The organism is Streptomyces sp. NPDC000983, from assembly GCF_040299205.1.
In the GTDB taxonomy this organism is placed as follows: domain Bacteria; phylum Actinomycetota; class Actinomycetes; order Streptomycetales; family Streptomycetaceae; genus Streptomyces.
Genome location: NZ_JBEPBM010000040.1, coordinates 18,087 through 36,736 on the forward strand (window position 1 = coordinate 18,087; position 18,650 = coordinate 36,736).

Below are 18,650 nucleotides of genomic sequence, written 5' to 3' on the forward strand. Positions count from 1 at the left end.
GGCATGTGATCAACCTGCCGTGCCCGGTGCTTGCTCCGTGCCGGAAGACGCGGGAGGCGTCCAGTTCTCCAAGCGCTTCCACACCTCCCGGCCAGGTGGCTCGAGCCCGAGCGCAGCGCTGAGGATGTGCACGCCCAGCCGCGGCGGGATGGCGTTCCCGATCTGCTGGGCGATGGCGCCGCCGCGCCACGGGTACGCCCGGGGGAACGACTGGAGTTGGCCCGCCTCCTGATGGGTGAAGCGGCCGATGTCCCTGCCGTCCCGGGTCTGCAACCGGTTCCGGGAAATCTTCCCCGTGACCGTGGCCGACGGGGTCGTCGCCTCGCGCCGGCCGCGCGCTTTGGGATCCCCGCCGGTCCCGTAGTTCGACACGACCACGAAGTGGTCCTTGCGCCCCAGGGCCTTGCCCATCGATACCCATGGCTCAAGTTCCGGGGCACCCACGGAGGCCGCAACGCCCTTGCGGTAACGACGGTGGGTGGGCTCGGGAAAACGTGGACGCTCACCCAGACGCGCCAGGAGCACGGCCCGGCGGCGGGTCTGCGGCACCCCGTACTCCTCTGTGTGGAGCACGAAGGCGCGCCGAGGCGGCTTGGCCGGTCGGCGCGCACCGGTGACCTCGCCCAAAAGCAGCTGGCCATCCTCCTCCGGCGTCGCCGGCTCGACCCGGGGGAACTGGTAGCCGATCCGTTCGAGAACTTCGCCCATCGCCTCCCAGACGGGAAGCACGGCGGGCACCTGCTCCAAGACGATGGCCTCGTACGGCTGCTCCCGGAAATGGGCCTCCAGCGCCCATTTCAGCGGCTGCAGAACCAGCGCGGTTCGCTCGTCGTCGAAGCCCTCGGCCTCCTTCATGACCAGGTCGAGGCCTTCGACGTCCTCTGCCTTGCCCAGCTTGTCCACCAGCGACAACACCAGGTCCAGTGCTCGGCGCCCGGCGCCCGAGCCGGCCACGGTGAAGGTCTGGCACGGTGGCCCGCCCGCCAGCACGGTCGCCTCGCGCACCTCCTCGCTGTTCGGGCCATAGTCACGAACATCGCCGTGCACGGTGAGCAGGTCGGCGGCCTGCCGCGTCTCGAAGGCGTCGTCGTCCCACTCGATGCCAATGGCCTCCTGATCGAGGATCTTGGCGGCCATGTCCAGACCTCCGGGGCCCGCGAACAAGTCCACGATACGCAAAGGTGCAGATGAGGACTGGTGAGGCTGTGCGGCGGTCATGATCTGGGAGTGTATAGCGACCCGACCGGCGGCGGAGCCGCACCTGCTCACCGAGCCACGAGGGCGGCCCGGATCGACAGCCCCAGAGCCTCGGCGAGCGGAGGCGGGGTCGCGTTGCCCACCTGCCGGTAGCGGGCGGTCTTGCGCCCCATGATCTTCCAGTCGTCGGGAAAGCCCTGCAGCAGGGCGACCTGCTCCACGGTGAGCGCCATCATGCCCTTGCGCCCCAATGCGGGGTCCCAGTGGAAGTCCGGCCCCGGCACGGCATCCGCGATCGTGCCGCCGTCCACGCCCATGCGCGCCCACGCCCGCTTGGAACCCGTCATGCCGAGATCGGGGCCACCGCGCTCCCACGACCCCCCGACGATGGTCGGGGCCAGACGGTCGGCCTGCGCGGCCCACTCGGCCGCACCGTCCCATCCGCCAGCGGCCATCGACTCACCCAACGCCATTCCCACCGTGAGCGGCGGGTCGAGCAGGCGCTCGGGGGTGCGAAAGCGGCCCAGAGCGTCGCCCTTGAACGCAACAAGCACCCCCACCTCCCGGTCCTGCGGAACACCGTAGTCGGCTGCGTTCAGGACGAACCACGCGTGCTCGTAGCCGAGATGCCCCAGCTCCTGCTGCACGAAGTCACGCAACGGCGCATACGCGTCCTTGGTCACCACATCCGGCACGTTCTCCACCAACACAGCCCGCGGCTGCACCCCGTACACCAGCTCGATGGCCGCCTTGAACAGGCCCAGTTCGATGGCACTACCGCGTGAGCGGTTAACCGCTGCGGTTCCCTTGACTCGGGGAAGCCCGCCGGCGAGGAGGTCGACGTCGTACACCTGCTGCTCTTCCGCGGGATCGAAGGCCATGAGATCGACGGCCCTTACGTCCCATTCAGGGCGATTTGCGCGGAGTGTTTCGCAGGCCACCGGTCGGTCGTCCAAGAGCAGCACCGGGTCGAAACCCGCACGTTCCAGACCGAGCGCGAGTCCCCCCGCGCCGGCACAGATCTCCAACGAACGCAGGCGCGGGACGAGACGGTCGGCACGATGCTGCTGTGGCGGTGCCGGCTTCTCGACATCGTCGAACCCTGCCATCGTCATGCCGCGTGCACCTCTCCAGACCAAACATAGGGATCTTGGCGGACGGTGCCGAGACTAGCCCGACACCCTCGGCGAGTGGCGCGGCCATGTGCCACAGGTCCGACGCACCATGCAATCCCGCCCTGGCCGACCGGCGGCGGAACAGGACACAGTCAGAGTGGAAGACTGGCTCCATGCTGCGCGAACCCTCCGAAGTGGAGATCGACGAAAACGGCCGAGCCGAGATCCCCATGGGCATCCTGGTCGAGGCTGGCCTGACCCCCGGTACCCGAGTCCTTGCCTACAGTGCCGGTGACGGCCGCATCGTGCTGCGCCGCGCCGAGGACGCGTTGGCGGAGTTGGCCGAAACCGGGAATCTGACCTGAACCAAGACCTCTCCGGGCACTCTCCTCGCGCAGCAGGCTTCGGTGCGATGACCCGCCCGGGTGCGAGGTCCGGGCGGTTGCGCGCACGTGCGCAGACGGAGGGCGCAAGAGCACGAGGGGTGGCATCCGCAGCGCACCACATCGCCAGACCTGCGACCACTCCCACGTGCCTGAGTCACCATCCGCGGAGGGTGACGTCCTCCTTGCTTCCCTCACGAGCACGTGGACGGGTTTTCCAAACTTGCAGCCTTCCCGGTCCCACTCGGTGATCAGGTGGGTGACGACGAGGGCGGCGGCGTGCTGGGCGCCCTCGGCCGGGTGAGCGCTCGTGATCGTCCCCCGCCACCGTTCGGGGTCGTCGCCGTAGGAGTGCCGGCCTGCCGAGCCGCGCGGCTCATCCACGCGGTACACCCAGTTGGTCTCGGTGCTCATGGCGCCGATCCTGTCACCTGGGAGTTCCCTGTGCCGTTTCGGGTCCGCCCCCCTGGCAGAGCGCGGGTCGACCGGCTACGACAATTGCCCCGACGTGTCCGAGATGCGGGACGGCACCTTCGTCGTCATCGGGAAGGTCGTGCTCGCCGACCACGACCCGGCTGCGCGGTCACCGTTTTGCTCCCATCCCGTCGTCGGCAACGGGAGCGAGGAACGGGCTCGGGGTTCCGTGGCAGGAGACGAGCAGGTCCTCTCGAGCGCGTGTGCAGGCCACGAACAGCAGGCTCAGTTCGGTGGCGATGTCTTCCTGGTGTTGTTGCGGGTCGACGGCGATGGGGGTGATCGCGGCACGCATCGGCACAATGCCCTCGCTGACGCCCAGCACGGCGACGCAGCGGAACTCCAGTCCCTTCATCCGGTGCATCGTCGCGATGCGTACCCCTGCTCCGGGTGCCGAGCTGCCCAGGACGTGCGTGAGGAGGCTGGCCCGCTCCAACGCGGTCGCCACGTCCCGGCCCAGCTGGATGAAGCGCACGGCCACGGCGATGTCCTCGGGGGCCACCCCCGAAGCCGTCCACTCGGCGATCCGGGCGACGGCCGCGGCGATCTCCTCGGCCTTGGAAGGGTGCGGCGCGAGGGTGGGGCGGCGACCGTGCAGAGTGGAGCGGTAGCCGGCCAGCGAGGCGTCGTCGTCGACCGAGTCGACGGGAATACCGGTGAGCAGGGACGAGGCCCAGTCCAGGATCTCGTGCGTCGTCCGGTAGTTGATTCGCAACCGGTGGGAACGCCCGGTGATCGAGATGCCCAGGGACCGCAGCGACACCTTGTTGCCGTAGATGCGCTGATGGGCATCGCCCGCGATGAACAGGTCGTCGCGACCCTCCGGTACGAGCGCACGCAGAAAGCGCCACTGGGCCGGGTGGAGGTCCTGTGCCTCGTCCACGATCACGTGACGGAATGGCGGTTCCGCCTGGTCGGTCAGGCGGCTGGTGGCTTCCGCGCAGATCTGCAGGAAGGTCCGCTCGCCCAACTGGTGCAGTTGCTGTTCGAACGCTTCGATGGCGCGCCACGCCTGCAGTCGTTGGATGGGCGGCAGGGCCGTGCCGCGTCCGTGGCGGGGGGCCTTGAGGTAGGCCTCGGGGTTGCGCAGGTCCTGGGCCAGGACGACATGGCGCCACTCCTGGTCCAAGAACACGTCGGCGAAGTTGAGGTCCAGCCGCCGGATGATGCGGGCCCAGCGGGCTTTGATCTCCTTTTGGTCGGTGACCAGCTTGACGGGGCTGCCGCCGTGCGTGCCGCGCACGACGTCGTAGGCCAGCGCGTCCACGTTGATCACGGTGATCTTCGCACGCAGCCGGTCGTCGGCAATCAACAGGCCCAGGCAGCGCTCCAGTTCCACCGCCAGCGCCCGGGTGTAGGTGGTGAGCAGGATGCAGCCGTCCGGCGCGTCGGCCGGCAGCCGCCGAGCCAGGTGCAAGGCGCGGTGCAGGGCGACCACCGTCTTCCCGGTGCCCGGGCCCCCGAGAACCTGGGCGGGACCGCGGTAGGACTCCTGGTAGGCGATCCGGTACTGGCTGGGGTGTAGGAACACGCGCCAGGCATCGAAGGGCCTCTCCAAGATCTCGCGCAGCTCCTCCGTGCCCGACACCAGGGCGATGCGGCCGCGCGCGTGGGTCATGGCCGCATCCAGGGGATCGGCCGCCTTGTCGGTCGCATCCCGGGACGCCGTCGCATACACCTGCACCACCTCGCGGTCCACGGCCTCGGGGGACATCCCGCTGGCCAGCCCGAGCAGGACGTCGTACTGCTGCTCGGGAAGGACCCGATGCAAGGCCTCCAAGTGAGCCTCGTCGGGGATGAGCCGAACAATGGGGATGATCTCGGCGTCGACGCCGAGGCTGCGCAACACCTTGTCCGGGTAGGCCGACTCCGCGAACAGCCGCGTGCCGTCCTGCCGTGTCGCCGCCCACAGTTCGGTGGTCGCCCGCTCCAGGGCCACGTCGTCACGCATCTCGATGCCCTGACTGGCCGCGTTCACGGAGGCGCGATGGTTTGCCGCCCAATGGTTGGCCTTGTCGTGCGGCAACACCTTCAGCAGCAGGTAGCCATCCCCCTGATCGGATTTGAGGACGACACCGCGCCAAAAGTCGGTGATCCGGATGGTGCGCAGGCGCGGATCGCGCTGGTGCGTCAGTTTCTCCAGGTGGAGCCCGGCGTGCGTGGCGGCGGCGAACTTCTCGAACACCTCGAAAACGCGTTTTTGCACGTGCTTTTCGAGTCCCGCGAATTCCATCAGGAAGTCGCGGTGTATGCCGAGCCGCGCCATGACGCCCCCCGTACCCTCACCGTCGATAGTGGCGATCACTGTACTGACCATCCGGGTGGCACGAGGAGGAGGGCCCCGGCCTGGGCAGAGGTGAGGCCCTGGCCTAGCCGCTGGGAGCTCAAGCTGCCTTGGGGGTGCGGGCTCGGCCGGCGACCGCAGTCGCTTCCGCACCCCACCGAGGCGGCGTACGCGAAGGCAGGGACGATGAGGTCTCGCTGGCGAGGCCCTCCAAGGCCAGGGGTCCGATCCACCCGACCGGCGTGAAGTGCTCGCCGGTTTTGGCGCACCTACGGTCACTCTTGTCGTGCGTTGTGCCGGCTCTTCGACGACGCGGTACCGGGCATCCGTCCGTCCGCCGTGACGGTCGTGGATGCGGTCAGCGGGTTTCCCCGTGCCAGCGGCGCCTCCCGCATGGCCGTGTGTGTCCGTGCCATCCAGCACTTGCCCGCCCCCGGACACATCCTCCTCCTCGACACCGGCGGACAGGTCGTCTTCGCCGCCTCCCACGGCCTCCGGCCGCTGCAGCGCGGCAGCTTCCAGGGCGACATCCCCACCATCGCCCAGGCCCGGGCCGGCCAGGGCCGCGCGCAGGGACGCACCCAAATCCGCTACCGCGACGGCATCCTGGGGCGAGAACTGCACGCGCAGACCGCGCCGATGGACGGCTACCTGGTCGCCGTCCTCGTCACCGACTCGGCGCCCTGGCGCGCCTTTACGCCGCCCACGAAGGACACCGGCCCCCAGGCGCGCGAGTACATCTGCGAACACTGCGACGAGGAGTTCCGCTCCTTCGAACCCGCCTGTTCCGTCTGCGGCGTCCCCCGCTGTCCCGAATGCGACCGCTGGGCCTGCCCGGCGCGCGTGACCGAACGACTGTGCCAGGGATGCTTCATTCGGCATCCGCCCGCGATGTTCGCCGACGGCGCCGACCGCTGCCTCGACTGCTCCTGACGCCCCGCCAGTGCCTTCAGGACACCCTCGTTTCTCTACCCGCGAGTTACGTCGTCCGTCCCGGGCGAATCACCCCACACCGGGGTGACGGGACCCGGCGCCAGCTCCGGGACCCCGTCGGGCAAGGCCGGCAGAAGAAGAATCATGGCCATCCAGATCACCGCGGTACGCCTGTCCGGCGGCACCACGCACCAGCAACATCACTCGCTTGTGGTGGACCAACCCGGCGACCGCCAAGACCGGCGACAACACCCGGGCGGAGATCGTCACCTGGATCGAAGACGAAAAGGGCCAGGCCTACACAAGCGACGCCGGCGGGCACCGGGCGGAGGTCGCCGTGGTGACCCCGCCGCGCCGCGAGAAGTACCTGTAGACCCGCGCCGATGGCGTGTGGACCAACAACCTGCTGGCTCTTCCTCGCCGCTGAGCAGTCCTGCCCCCGGGTGAGCAGAAAGGCGGCCGCCGCCCTTCCTGCTCACCCGGGCGGCGGATCGCGGAAGCGGTGCGGGCCGCCGGAAGGATCGAGCCGGCCACCCACGACGTGGGGCTGACCATGCCCGGCCCGCGGCAGGGGCACGGTCTCCTCGCCCCTGCGGTTCGCGTCCGTCTGTCGGGCGTTCGACATGCTCGAGGACTTCGAGGCGGCGATCACGGAGCTCCTGGAGCAGAGACCGAACACCCTGCCGTCCGATCGCAGCGGCGTTGTCAGTGGCGCGTGGTACATCTGGCCTGAGCAGTGAACTGGTGTGCTTTTCCCGTTAGTTGATCAGTATTGAGCGAAGAGGTAGGACATGGTCGAGACGGAACTTCCAGGGCAGGGGGTGGTGTTCTGGCCGGTGGGCACGGGTGACTCCACCACCATCGTGCTGGGCGGCGACCTGGTGATGCAGGTGGACCTGCGGGACATGAAGGCGGCCGACGAGGACGACGCGGTGGTCGCCGCCGTCATCGACCGTCTGGAGGAGACTCTCCCGCAGCCCGATGGAAAGACGCCCTACCTGGCGGTCTTCGCCCTGACCCACGCGGACAAGGACCACTGCTGCGGGTTCGGTGACCTGCTGGAGAGCTCCGTTCTGATCGGGGAGATCTGGGCGACGCCCCGTCTGTGGCGGGAGCTGTCCGAGGACAAGCCCATGTGCGAGGACGCCCGCCGCTTCCAGGAAGAGGTCGAGCGTCGTGTGGACGCCACCCTGAAAGCCGTCGAGGCCGGCAAGGAGCCCGCGAGCGGGAACCGGGTCCGGATCATCGGATACGACGAGGACCGCAAGGACCACTCCTATGCGAAGCTGCCGGACGAGTACTTCACCTTCCCTGGCGACGTGATCACCAAGGTCGACGGCCGGGACGTCGAGGACCGGTTCGAGGCGTTCGTACACGCACCGTTCAAAGACAACTGCGCCGGCGACCGCAACGACACCTCCCTGGCCCTGCAAGTGCAGTTGAAGGCCGATGACGGCACGGTCGGCCGACTGCTGTTCCTGGGCGACCTTGCCTACCCCATCATCAAGATGATCTTCGAGAACAGTGAAGCCGCAGGCAACTCGGACCGGGTGGACTGGGAGGTGCTGCTCTCTCCGCACCACTGCTCCAAGAAGGTCATGTACGCCGACGACGAGGACGGCAAGGAGGAACTCAAGCAGGACATCCTCGACCGGCTCCAGGCGCATGCCAGCGCGGACGCCCGGGTGATCTCCAGCTCACGGCCCTTCCGCGACAAGGACGACAAGGGTGGCGACCCGCCGCACCTGCTGGCCCGTCACGCCTACGAGTCGATCACCGCCTACCCGGTGCTGTGCACGGGGGAGTACCCCTCCAAGGAGGAGCCCCGCCCGGTGGTCTTCGCTCTGGAGCAGGGCCTGGGCCTCGAACTCGTCGACGTCACCGACCTGGAGAACAAGGCCCAGGTGCTGAAGGCCGCCAGCGGGGGACGTCGGCTGCTGGCCGCGATGGGCACCACTCGCTTCCCGGCCGCCACCTTCACTGCCGCAGCCGGCCTGCCGCACCAGCGCGGCACGGACGCCGCCCGCGCCGGCGTGCAGCAGGCCAGGGGCGACAAGGCCGAACCGGCGGTACAGGTCGGATTCGGTGCCGCGTGAAGGACCGCACCACCCCGGAACTCGCCGAAGGCCAGCAACTTGCCCTCGACCAGCTTCACCGGATTGCCCAGGCGTCCCAGGGATCGGTGGCGGTCACACACGTGGCAGCCTTCGCCGGCCGGCCCGGGTCCGTCGAGGCTCGCATCAGCGTCGGCTGCGCCAACCTGCCGCGCACCCACGGCGGCCTGCGGCTGCGCAGCGTGGAGGCGGTCACGCTGCTTATCTCCCCGGACTTTCCCATCACCGCCCCCACCGTGCAGACAAGACATACCCGCTTCGCGAGTGCCCCGCACGTCAACTGGGGCCGTCACCTGTGCCTGTACCGCTCGACGGCGACCGAGTGGGATCCGGCCGACGGCATGTACGGGTTCATCAACCGCCTCCTGGACTGGTTCGAGGCGGCCGCCGCGGGAGAACTGGATCGTCCCGGCGACCCCCTGCACCCCCCGAACGCCCTGACCGACCACACGGCGGGGCTTCTCGTGATCCGCCGCGACGCGCCCGTCGCACGACCAGACGGGCCATGGCTGGGCGCCGCCGTACTGCACCAGGTCAACGAGACGCGATGCGACGTGGTGGGCTGGCTCGCCGTCGAGGACCTCTGGCCCGAAAGTCCGGAGCAGCTGCGGGAGAGCGCCGCTCTCCCGGCCAGCGCCCGCGCGTTTCTCGCCCCCGCCGTCGTCACCACGAAGCACCTGACGTTCGAATACCCGCTCACCGCGAGGGAACTGGTCGATGCCCTGGCCCGCGACCACCTTACGCCACGCCTGCTGCTGGGGCTGACGGGAATCGTCGCGGACCGCAACCGCACCCTGCTCCACCCCGACGGTGACGCGTCAGACGACGAGGACACTCCAGCGGCGCCGGTGTACCTGCTGCTGGGCACCCCTTCCCGAGGCATCGCCGGCGACGGGCCGCGCCAGACGCACCTGGTGGCCTGGCACCTGCCCGACTTCGCCGACCGACTCGGACGCCTGACCGCCGACACCGCCCTCAGCGACCACCCCCGACTCATCGAACTCGGCGAAGAAGTCATCCAACTCGGCACCGACTGGCTCACCGGGCTACGCACCCGGTGGATGCGTGTCTACGAGGCCCGCCCCGAGGTCACCGTCCGCCGCGACCACAACACCCCGGCAGCCTGGCTGCACGGCAAACGCATCCTTGTCCTGGGAGCCGGCGCACTCGGCGCGCCCGCCGCCGAGTTCTGCACTCGCGCTGGCGCCGCCCACATCACCGTCGTCGACCAGTCTCTCGTGCACCCCGGCATCCTTGCCCGCCAGCCCTACGCGGATGCCGACATCGGCCGTCCCAAGGCCGACGTCCTGGCCGCCCGCTTCAATGAGATCGCCCCGCACGTCACCCGTATCGAGCCCGTCGTCGCCGACATCACCCGCCGCTTCTCCGCCCTTGACGTGCACTCCTTCGACCTCATCCTGGACTGCACCGCCAACCGTGTCGTGCGGGCTTACCTCGAACGTGCCCGCCGCTGCGACGCGAGCGCATGGCCGCACCTGGCCACCGTGATGATCGGCCACCAGGCCACCCGCGGCATCGCCGCACTCTCGCCCCGCTCGGCCACCGGCGCAGGCACCGACGTGCTGCGCCGTACCGCCCTGGCCGCCCGCCAGGATTCCACCTGTGCCCTGGCCGACATGGTCGAGGACTTCTTCCCCACCGAGCCCCGCACCGAGCTCTTCCAGCCCGAACCCGGCTGCTCGGACGCCACCTTCACCGGCTCGGCCGCCGACGTCACCGCCCTGGCCGGGCAGCTCATCACCGGCATCCTCCACGCCCTCAACGCCCCGGACGACCGGCACACCATGGCCGCGCTCACCGTCCGTATGCCCGCCGGTCCCACCGACCCGCAGCCTGCTGGCCCGCGCTGGCTGACCTGGCCCAACGACACCCTCGCGACGGACGAGGCGACCGGCTACGACATCCGCATCGCCCCAGCCGCCCTCGCCGAGATGAGGGCCGAAGCCCGCCGGGGCGCCCGCATCCGCGGCCCGCGCGTCGAAACCGGCGGCATGCTGCTGGGTGCCATCGACGACTCCACCGGCATCATCTACGTCGACGAGGCCACCGGACCGCCCCCGGACTCCCTGCTGTCTGAGGCCTACTTCCAGCACGGCCTGGTCGGCGTCAGCGCCCACCTCGCCGCCCGCCGCACCGCGACCGGCAACATCAGCCGCTTCCTCGGCCTGTGGCACACCCACCCCCACTCGCCGGCACAGCCCAGCGCCACCGACCGCAGGGCCATGGAACTGCTGACCCTGCCCTTGGACGATGCCCCCGCCCGCGCCCTCGTCCTCATCGCTGGCGGACCGCAACCGGTCTGGGACACATGGCTCGCCACCGGCGACGGACCAGACCTCTACGCGCGCCTCGCCACCCGCACCACCGCGGCCACCACCCCACCAGAAGAGACGCTGCCACCCGGCCGTCCCGGCTCGGCCCGGTGGTGGCCCGGCGGCTACGCCACCCGCCCCACCACCGCTGACAGCACCGTGCCCGCCCCACACCGATCGGACGCCCCCCGCCCATGACCCGCACCCTCGGCCTTGCCCTGTCCGGCGGAGGCTCCCGCGCGGCCGCTTTCCACCTCGGCTGCCTACGAGCCCTGCACGATCGCGATCTCCTCGACCGCATCCGTGTCGTATCCGGGATCTCCGGCGGCTCACTCCTCGCCGCCCTGTGGGCCTACGGCCCGCAGGACTTCTCCGACTTCGACGCCCGCACCACCGACCTGCTGCGTTCGGGCCTGCAACTGGACATCGCACGCCAGGTGTTCACCCCCACCGCAGCTGTCCGCAACGTCACTGCGGCCGCCCGGGCCGGCACCCGCCAACTGCTCACCCGCGGCCCCCATGCCACCGTCGCCCGCCCCGCCAACCGCACCGACGCCCTGGCTGCCGTCCTCGCCCACAAGGCGTTCGGCACGACCACCATGGACGACGTCACCCACCCCGGCCTCGATGTCGTCCTCACCGCCACCGACCTGGCCACCACCAACGCCGTCCGTTTCGGGAGCACCCGCAGCGGCTGCTCCCGCTACGGCACCATCATCGAGCCCATCCACATCGCCACTGCCGTGGCTGCTTCCGCGGCGTACCCGGCGCTTCTGCCTGCCTTGGAACGCACCTTCACCTTCGAGCGCCCGGACGGACATCAGCAGCAGCACACCGTCCTGCTCACCGACGGTGGCGTCTACGACAACCTCGGTCTGTCCGTTCTGGAGCCCGGCCGTTCACCGCTCCACACCCAGCACGTTTACGACGTGCCTTTCATCATCTCCTGCGATGCCGGACTCGGAGAACTCACGTTGAAGACGCCGCACTTCATGCTGGGGCGTCTGCGCCGCTCTTTCACCGTAGTCCACCGCAAGGCTCAGGACTCCGCCCGCGCCCGCCTGCACGAATGGGCGCAGAGCGGGCGCATCGATGGTTTCGCCCTCGCCTATCTCGGGATGAAGGACGACCGTCTGCCCGCACCACCCGCCGACCTCGTCCCGCGCACCGCGGTTACCTCCTACCCCACCAACTTCGCCGCCATGGCGCGCAGCGACTTCGAGGCCATCACCACCCGCGGCGAACAGCTCATGCGCACCGTGCTGCCGATGTACCTGCGCTGAGCGCACCGATTGGAACCCCGCACCGAACCGGTGGCAACAGCAGGATTCGAGCTGAGTGCATACGGACATTGGAAAGCAGAGAAGCCAAGCCCATGAATACTGAACAGCCCCACCGGCGCTTTGGTCCTCGCTTTGTCGTCGAGCAAAGGAAGCGCTACAGCAAGCGCCCACCGGAGAACCGGATGCTCTCCTACGACCTGGCAGTTCTGGACGAGTACGAGCCATGGCGCATCTGGCTGGACGAGCAACTCGGTCTCTTGCCGCAGACCACCGCTGAGAACTTCGCCGCGAACCTGTGGCGCGACCAGAACTTCTGGCCCGACATCATCGAGCTCGCTGCCGGCGCAGCGCTGCGCCGACGGGGCTTCAATGTCGAATTTGAGCGGCGGTGGGGAAACCTGACACCGGACTGGACCGTCGTCAACGAGGACGGCACGCCTCTTGCCCTGGTCGAGGTCCTCACCCATAGCCCGCAGAAGGGAACAACCGCGAAGATCAAGGCATGGCACGCCCTGGTAGAGCGGTTGAAGCAGATCCCGGTCCCCGTCGTGCTCACCGTGGCCGGGGACCCCTCACGCCCGCTTCAGGCTCCCGACGCGGGCACCGCGAAAAGGATCGCCCAGGATCTGCGGCGGGTACTGCTCTCCCCTTTGCATCAAAGTGCCTACCGGAGCCAGGGCTACACCTTCCTGCTGCAGGCCGACCCGACCACAGGCCAAGCCATGCGTCCCCCCGGCATGCGAACAATCCTGGTTCCCCCGAGCAACATCGCTGGTGTCGTCTCCGCCCAGTCGGTCGCCGCTGGCATCGAGAAGAAGGTCAGCAAATATCGCGCCCTGGCCCAGGAGACCGAGCTCCCGCTGATCATCGCGGCAGGCGCGGACAAGTTCACCGGCCTCGAAGTCCAGCACCTCGACGACCTGCTGCGCGGCGCCCCCACACTCAGCATGCAATTCAACTTCGGCGATTCGTTCATCCACCACCCGATAGAAATCGATCCGTCGAACCCGCCGCAATGGATCATGCCGTCCGAGCTGGCCGGCGTGCTGTGGGTGAGCAACGAATTCCCCTTCACCACAGCCTGGCGCCTCAACCCCGCTGCGGCGACCCCCGTACCACTCGCGCTCGCCATCCAGGAGACATAGTTCTCTGCTGCCAGCGTAGGTCCCGGGGCTCGGCGGTTCGGGGTGTTCGCCGCTGCGTACCTGGTGCGCACATCCGTAATGCTGCTGTGGGCTGGTGTGGTCGGGTTTGGGGCCGGGGCGCGTAGTCCCGTGGTTGGGTTCGTGGTCGGGCGCCCAAGTGCCGTGGTCGGACTTGTGGTGGGGGGTGCGCATTCGTCAGCTGCGGTTGTGCGCAGCGCGTCCGTCTGGCCGGGGTGGCTGCGCAGCCGTCGCTGCCGTGGCGGTGACGGCGCGGCGACTGGTCATTCCACGGCGACGCCAGCCGCAGGTGGCAGTGCTCGGTGCTGACGTGGCCAGCCGGGCTGTCGTGCCGGGTGGTCCTGGATGGCCGGGTGGCGCTGTGCGCGTTCGATCCCCCGTGTGCGGTACGAGCCCTTGTCACGGTGGGGCCGTCGCGGCCGTGTTGGTGGTGGGGGTCCAGCGTGTGGTGGGTGAGGTGTTGGTGTCTGCTCCGGGGCTTTCTCACCGGTTGTGTGGGGGTTGGGGGAGTTGTAGGGCGTGGTGTTGTCTGCGGGCTGGTAGGTGACGGCGTCTTGGAGTTCGGTGGTGTTCATGGGGTGGAGCCAGCCTTTGTGTACGTCCCAGCCGCGGGTGTGCAGGGTGGTGCCGGCGTCGGTGGTGGCGATCAGGACGGCGTCGTGGATGGTGCTGGTTTCCAGGGTGAAGGTCAGGAGTACGAAGAACTGCAGGTATTCCTCGGCGGTGTGATTGACGTGCCAGGTCCCTTGTTCGTTGGTCACGTGCAGGTCGGCGTTCATCTCCGTGCCGTCCGTGCGTTCGGCCGTGAGGCTGAGTTCGTGGGTTCCTTCGCCGAGGGCCGGCAGCAGTGCGGTCAGTGCGTGCAGGGCGCGGCCCATGGCGGATGCTGTGGCGTCGTCGCGGGGCCGTTGCAGCCTTCGCTGCGGCATGTGAGTCCTCCTCGAGGGGATCGCGGGGGCTGAGGGAGTGGGGCGGGCCGGAGACGTCGCGCCGTCCGGCGGCGACGCCAGGGGCCGGGCCCGGCGGCTTCGTGGAGTGCGGCCGCAGGTGCGCGGGCCGTCCAGGACGACGTGCTGGACGGTGCTGTGCTCCGGGCGGGCGGGCGTGAGCGGTGCGGGAAGCGGAGGCATGCTTCACCCGCGTCGGCGACGCGCCGAGGGGCCACGTCGGCGGTGACGATGCTGTCGTTGCCGCGTGCGGCCACGATGGGGATCGCGTGGCTGTGCTCGCCGAGCGCGACCGGCAGATCGGTGGGGGCGTTCGTAGCGAGGACCGTGGCGGCCGCTGCTGCCGTCCGTGTGCTGTCCGGCCAGCGCTCGCGTTGTCTTGGTGCTGCACAGTGCGTGGTGGCGTGAGTGGGTTCAGGCGCGGAGTGCGCACATCGGAGATGCGGCTGTCGGGGCGGTGGGTTGTTCGGGCGTCTCGCCCGGTCTTGTTGTCGGGCGGGGTCAGAGCTCACTCCACGCCCGGGGTTCGCCCCCGGTCAACGGCACCCACACCGGCGCGGATGGTCCGTGCTTTTCGATGTCTTCGAGGATGGCGGCGCCGAGGGGGACTTCGCGGGCGAGGGTGGCGGCGATGGGGTGTTGGGCGGTCATGGCCTGGAGGTCGGTGATGCGGTTGGTGAGCCGGGTGCGGGTGGCGCCGGTGAGGATGAACAACAGGCGGGGGAAGACGGGGTACCAGCGCTGCCATGCGGGGCCGGTGGTGGTGGGTCTGCGTCGTGGGGTGGGCTGGGTTTCGTGGAGGAAGAGGCGGGCGTAGTCGATGAGTTTGATGGCGAGGCGTTCGCTGCTCATGGTGGTGCGGTCGACTTCGATGAACGCGCGGAGTTTGCGGCGGTGTTCGCCGTCGACGGCGGTGTAGTGCAGGACGGCGTCGGCGACGAGCCGTTCGCCGTCGCCGATGGGGTGGGCGACTTCGGGGGTCCAGTCCCAGGGTCCGTGTTCGTGTCCGAGTTGGCGGGCGTCGGCGGCGAAGGGCAGGTGGGCGCGTGTGACGGTCAGGGTGTGCGGGGTCTTCAGGGATGCTGCGGTGGCCGTGGTGATGGGGTAGGGCGGGCGTCCGCGCAGGAGGGGCAGGTCGCGGGTGAGGCGTGCTCCTTCGGGGGTGAGGTACCAGGCGTGGGTGCGGGAGCGGTCGGTGGCCTGCAGCGGGGTGAGGTCGGTGAATCCTGCGGCACGCAGTTTGTGCAGGACGTGGGAGACGACCTGGCGGGAGCCGCCCGGGCGGAGCATCTGGCGCAGTTGGCCGGTGGTGGCCATGCGGTGCAGGGCGAGTGCGGTCAGGACCTGCAGGCGCAGGGGTTCGGCGGGGCTGGGGGCCAGCTCGGCGGCCCCAGTATCTGAGGGGGGAGGGGACATACCCCAGGAGGCAACCCCCTGCCCCCGACCGGATCTCCGACCATAGGGCCCCGACCGGGGTCACAACACGGGAACACTCACCCTGATCGGGGTTGTGGTCAGGGCTCCACGGCCCCGACCACGGTCCCGGCTGCGCGAGGGTCTATCGCCGTCACGTGACTGCGGTTGTCGACGGCTTCGGGAGGTACTCACCGGGCCCGGATCTCGATGACGAGGGGAACGGGAGGCACTTGCCGATAGCTCCTGACGGTGGGACGAGGACCGCCACCTGCGCCCATGTCCAGCGCCCCTTCTTCTGGGGCACGAGCGGGACAGGGCGTCTCGCCGGTCGGCACCGAGCGGCTGTCCGAGGTGGGGGTCCGGTTCACGTTGTGTGGTCCGTGGCTGTGGGGCACGGGCACTGGTCAGATCTCGAAGAGTGCTTCCTTCTGTGGCGGGATCGGAGGGTCGAGTACGGCGCGGAGGCGGGTGATGTCCTGGCGCCACTTCGGCCAGTTCGCAGCTTCGCCCCACTGTTCGGCGAGTTCGGACCGGTGGGAGACCGTTTGGTCCAGGGCGTCGACGGCGAGCATGCGGAGGTCTGCGGGCAGCTGTGGCAGCGGCTTTGACGGGCCGTAGTTCGGGCATGCCGCAGTGCCGTCGGGATGCTGGGCCACGACCAGGGCTGCCGCGGCTACTGCACGCTCGCCGTCGTAGATACCCAGGAAGTCCCCAGGCCCGGCGGCGCGTTTGAGTACGCCCCGGATCATGGCTTCGCGTTCTTCCGGTGCGGCCTTGTCCAGGTCGCCGGCGAAGTCGGCGGCGGTGTCGTTGTCGAAGGGGCCGGTGTCCCAGGTGCCCATGTCTCTCCTCGCGCGGTCGTCCGGGGGGATCGTCGCACTGGCCACTGACAGTGCGCCCAGGAGGCGAGCAGCACCCGCTCGCGCAGGAGGTGGAAGCCGGCGCGTCCGCGCATCTGCCGCTTGATCATTCTGATGCGGTGGAGACGGCGACTGCGACGCCGCCCGGTTTCCAGAACAGGGCCAGGCCCGCAGTGACGGCCGCAAGGTCGCGTCCGAGGCCGTGGTTGAAGGTGTCCGTGCCGGGCAGGTCATCGGCCCGGCCCCCCGCAGTCCACTCGGGAACCGTTCTCGCTGACACCTGGTGAGTATCTGCCCGAAGGATCGGACGTGCCCCAGAACGTGAGCCGGCCCCCCAAGTCATCGACACGACGTGAGCAGCGCCTTCCGAACCGCCCGCGAAACGCTGGGTTTCGTCATCGACAGAGCCAGCGAGGCCGGCGCTGCGCGTGGTCGCCCGGCCTGGAGCTGGAGGTGAGTGATGGCCGGTCCCGCAGCAGCAGGGTCTGCTGTTGCGGGGGAGTGGTGGCGTGCCGCGCCGTGCCGGCCGTCGTGTGATGTCCGGCCCGAGAGGAGACCAACTCCCTGTAGCCGGGGCTGTGTTCACGGGGCGGCGGATTCAGCGGGGTCCGCTTGCCGCCGGGGTGTCACTTCCTTCTGCGCTGGGCGGCCTGCTCGAGGATGCGGCGCCGTGTCCAGCGGCGGCGTCCGTTCTGGCGTCCGGCATTCCCGGCGGTGGCATCGGTGGTGTTGAGGAGGGGGAGGTTGCCCTGGGCGAGGCTGCTGCAGAAGGAGCCGACGGTTTTGTATCCGAGGAGTTTGGCGGCTTGGCTGGCTCCGAGGAGTTCGTTGGGGTCGCCGTCGGCGGGGACGTCGGGCAGGGGTGGCGCGGGTGTGGTTCCGGCTCGTCGTCCGCGGCCGGGCCGGGTGGCCATCCACTCGTTGAGGGTCTGTACCTTCCACAGCTGCCGGCGGTAGGGGCTGCCGGCGGTGCCCATCTCTTCGACGGCGTCGGGTTCGGGGAAGTAGCCGGGGTGGTCGCGGACGAAGGTGGTGACCTGGCTGGGGTTCTTGTAGCCGAGGTAGCGGGAGGCGTCCGCGGCGTTCAGCAGCTCGTCCGGGTCGCGGGAGGGCGGTGTGTGTCCGGTCAGCCGCGCCCGTGCCCGGTGGGCGAACCATTCGGTGATTTCGGTGTGGTCCCACAGGCGGGCGCGGCCGCGTTTGCCGACGGGTTCGGGGAAGGCCGTGCCGGCCGTGTTCTCGGTGCGGTCGGTGTGGAACTGGCTGATGCGTGCGGGGGTCAGGCAGTGTTCGGCGGCGATCTCGGCAGAGGTGACGAGGCGGGGCTCGCGGTGCGAGGTCATGGCAGAACCTCCCTCTGCAGGTCAGCGTGTGCCAGCCGGCCCGGCTCGCAAAGAAAATAATGGCAGAAGTTGCGGGGGGAGGTCCAGCACGCGGCTCAAGGCTTCCCGCCGGCCGCGCAGTCGCCGCCCTCAGTGCTCACGACCGGCGGCTCTGCTCTTCGGGGATCAGGCAGACGCCGCGGCGGGCGGCGGCTTCGGCCATCTCCACATACGCGAGGGCGGCCGGTGTCATCTCCCACTCGGCCAGGGCCAGCAACAGGATCACCTCGCCGCGGTCCTGCGAGCCGTCACACGGCATCCCGGCCGCTTCCGCTGCGAGCACCAGTTCCGCAGTGGGCGATCCGTCGAGGCGCGCCGATACCTCCTGGCGCAGTGTCTGCAGCCCTTGCTGGTACAGCTCGTTCGCCTCGGCGAGGAGTAACGCCAGGTCCTCGTCCCGGCTGGGCGGTGTGGCCGCTGCGAGGTCGAGGATGCGCTGGGTCGTGGTCATCGTGCCCAGTATCTCCCGTGAAGGGCCCCTGGGTGGGTAAGGCGGTCGGGTGGCAGGGTGGTTGGCATGAGTGATGAGCCTGTTCGGGAGTCGGTGGGCGTCAGCATGCGGCCGTGTGACTTCTGCGGTCATCCGGTCGTGATGGACTCGGTTGACGAGTGGGACTGTCCCGTGTGGGCTGAGGCTGAGGGGGAGCCGGCTGAGGCCGGCCAGGGTTCGGAGAAGGTTCCTTCACGGAGCATGGCGAAGAGGAGGTCGGCCCGGCGTCTGTCGATGCCTTCGGGCCCGGTGACAGCCTCCCAGGATCATCAACAA

The 18,650-nt window shown here is 69.4% G+C and carries 15 protein-coding genes and 1 pseudogene; 8 read left to right on the top strand and 8 right to left on the bottom strand.

The genetic code is table 11. The features are described from left to right. Positions 1-9: 9 nt before the first annotated feature. Both ABT296_RS31920 and ABT296_RS31925 read right to left on the bottom strand, forming a co-directional pair. On the bottom strand, positions 10-1,218 hold the full coding sequence (locus ABT296_RS31920; RefSeq protein ID WP_351932428.1) for a DNA cytosine methyltransferase: 1,209 nt from the start codon (positions 1,216-1,218) through the stop codon (positions 10-12). A gap of 47 nt (positions 1,219-1,265) precedes the next feature. Continuing rightward, the gene (locus ABT296_RS31925) at positions 1,266-2,306 is read right to left on the bottom strand and encodes a DNA cytosine methyltransferase (RefSeq protein ID WP_351932484.1); all 1,041 of its coding nucleotides are present in this window, start codon (positions 2,304-2,306) and stop codon (positions 1,266-1,268) included. A gap of 179 nt (positions 2,307-2,485) precedes the next feature. Between ABT296_RS31925 and ABT296_RS31930 the strand changes: the two genes are divergently transcribed. After that, positions 2,486-2,677 carry an AbrB/MazE/SpoVT family DNA-binding domain-containing protein gene (locus ABT296_RS31930; RefSeq protein WP_086693928.1) on the top strand — a complete coding sequence of 64 codons (192 nt, stop codon included), beginning with the start codon at positions 2,486-2,488 and terminating at the stop codon, positions 2,675-2,677. Positions 2,678-3,278: 601 nt separating this feature from the next. Here ABT296_RS31930 and ABT296_RS31935 read toward each other — a convergent pair. Then, positions 3,279-5,474, bottom strand: a complete 2,196-nt coding sequence (locus ABT296_RS31935) for a UvrD-helicase domain-containing protein (RefSeq protein WP_351932430.1) — start codon at positions 5,472-5,474, stop codon at positions 3,279-3,281. Between the two features lie 402 nt (positions 5,475-5,876). Between ABT296_RS31935 and ABT296_RS31940 the strand changes: the two genes are divergently transcribed. The 7 genes and pseudogenes from ABT296_RS31940 to ABT296_RS31970 all read left to right on the top strand — a co-directional run bounded on the left by ABT296_RS31940 (position 5,877) and on the right by ABT296_RS31970 (position 13,261). Next, positions 5,877-6,386 carry a hypothetical protein gene (locus tag ABT296_RS31940; protein ID WP_351932432.1) on the top strand — a complete coding sequence of 170 codons (510 nt, stop codon included), beginning with the start codon at positions 5,877-5,879 and terminating at the stop codon, positions 6,384-6,386. A 208-nt stretch (positions 6,387-6,594) separates the two neighbouring features. Further along, on the top strand, positions 6,595-6,759 hold the full coding sequence (locus ABT296_RS31945; RefSeq protein WP_351932434.1) for a hypothetical protein: 165 nt from the start codon (positions 6,595-6,597) through the stop codon (positions 6,757-6,759). A 108-nt stretch (positions 6,760-6,867) separates the two neighbouring features. After that, positions 6,868-7,126 (top strand): annotated as a pseudogene (locus ABT296_RS31950) (transcriptional regulator NrdR); the annotation flags it as partial. 51 nt (positions 7,127-7,177) lie between these two features. Continuing rightward, positions 7,178-8,482 (top strand): anti-phage 6A-MBL system MBL-fold protein, encoded by a 1,305-nt coding sequence (gene mblB, locus ABT296_RS31955; RefSeq protein ID WP_351932436.1) that lies wholly within the window; start codon positions 7,178-7,180, stop codon positions 8,480-8,482. Continuing rightward, positions 8,479-11,031: an anti-phage 6A-MBL system cap2_3 protein gene (gene cap2-3, locus ABT296_RS31960; protein WP_351932438.1), complete on the top strand. Its 2,553-nt coding sequence runs from the start codon at positions 8,479-8,481 to the stop codon at positions 11,029-11,031. The genes mblB and cap2-3 overlap by 4 nt, the downstream gene beginning before the upstream one ends. After that, positions 11,028-12,116, top strand: coding sequence for a patatin-like phospholipase family protein (locus ABT296_RS31965; protein WP_351932440.1), 1,089 nt, complete (start codon positions 11,028-11,030; stop codon positions 12,114-12,116). The genes cap2-3 and ABT296_RS31965 overlap by 4 nt, the downstream gene beginning before the upstream one ends. A gap of 92 nt (positions 12,117-12,208) precedes the next feature. Beyond that, the gene (locus tag ABT296_RS31970; RefSeq protein ID WP_351932442.1) at positions 12,209-13,261 is read left to right on the top strand and encodes a hypothetical protein; all 1,053 of its coding nucleotides are present in this window, start codon (positions 12,209-12,211) and stop codon (positions 13,259-13,261) included. A gap of 281 nt (positions 13,262-13,542) precedes the next feature. Here the strand turns inward: ABT296_RS31970 and ABT296_RS31975 are convergent, their stop codons facing one another. The 5 genes from ABT296_RS31975 to ABT296_RS31995 all read right to left on the bottom strand — a co-directional run bounded on the left by ABT296_RS31975 (position 13,543) and on the right by ABT296_RS31995 (position 18,335). Next, a complete protein-coding gene (locus ABT296_RS31975; protein ID WP_351932444.1) occupies positions 13,543-14,208 on the bottom strand; it encodes a hypothetical protein in 666 nt (221 codons plus the stop codon). A 519-nt stretch (positions 14,209-14,727) separates the two neighbouring features. Further along, a complete protein-coding gene (locus ABT296_RS31980; protein WP_351932446.1) occupies positions 14,728-15,642 on the bottom strand; it encodes a replication-relaxation family protein in 915 nt (304 codons plus the stop codon). Positions 15,643-16,046: 404 nt separating this feature from the next. After that, positions 16,047-16,484, bottom strand: coding sequence for a DUF4259 domain-containing protein (locus ABT296_RS31985; protein ID WP_351932448.1), 438 nt, complete (start codon positions 16,482-16,484; stop codon positions 16,047-16,049). A 644-nt stretch (positions 16,485-17,128) separates the two neighbouring features. Then, on the bottom strand, positions 17,129-17,845 hold the full coding sequence (locus tag ABT296_RS31990; RefSeq protein ID WP_351932450.1) for a hypothetical protein: 717 nt from the start codon (positions 17,843-17,845) through the stop codon (positions 17,129-17,131). Positions 17,846-17,981: 136 nt separating this feature from the next. Continuing rightward, positions 17,982-18,335, bottom strand: coding sequence for a hypothetical protein (locus tag ABT296_RS31995; RefSeq protein WP_351932452.1), 354 nt, complete (start codon positions 18,333-18,335; stop codon positions 17,982-17,984). Positions 18,336-18,650 lie beyond the last annotated feature (315 nt).

Excerpts from the sequence above, each read along its gene's own strand:
- ABT296_RS31985 (WP_351932448.1), bottom strand. The coding sequence starts at position 16,484 with ATGGGCACCTGGGACACCGGCCCCTTCGACAACGACACCGCCGCCGAC.
- mblB (WP_351932436.1), top strand. The coding sequence starts at position 7,178 with ATGGTCGAGACGGAACTTCCAGGGCAGGGGGTGGTGTTCTGGCCGGTG.
- ABT296_RS31925 (WP_351932484.1), bottom strand. The coding sequence starts at position 2,306 with ATGGCAGGGTTCGACGATGTCGAGAAGCCGGCACCGCCACAGCAGCAT.
- ABT296_RS31920 (WP_351932428.1), bottom strand. The coding sequence starts at position 1,218 with ATGACCGCCGCACAGCCTCACCAGTCCTCATCTGCACCTTTGCGTATC.
- ABT296_RS31970 (WP_351932442.1), top strand. The coding sequence starts at position 12,209 with ATGAATACTGAACAGCCCCACCGGCGCTTTGGTCCTCGCTTTGTCGTC.
- ABT296_RS31975 (WP_351932444.1), bottom strand. The coding sequence starts at position 14,208 with ATGCCGCAGCGAAGGCTGCAACGGCCCCGCGACGACGCCACAGCATCC.
- ABT296_RS31995 (WP_351932452.1), bottom strand. The coding sequence starts at position 18,335 with ATGACCACGACCCAGCGCATCCTCGACCTCGCAGCGGCCACACCGCCC.
- ABT296_RS31965 (WP_351932440.1), top strand. The coding sequence starts at position 11,028 with ATGACCCGCACCCTCGGCCTTGCCCTGTCCGGCGGAGGCTCCCGCGCG.
- ABT296_RS31980 (WP_351932446.1), bottom strand. The coding sequence starts at position 15,642 with ATGTCCCCTCCCCCCTCAGATACTGGGGCCGCCGAGCTGGCCCCCAGC.
- ABT296_RS31930 (WP_086693928.1), top strand. The coding sequence starts at position 2,486 with ATGCTGCGCGAACCCTCCGAAGTGGAGATCGACGAAAACGGCCGAGCC.
- ABT296_RS31990 (WP_351932450.1), bottom strand. The coding sequence starts at position 17,845 with ATGACCTCGCACCGCGAGCCCCGCCTCGTCACCTCTGCCGAGATCGCC.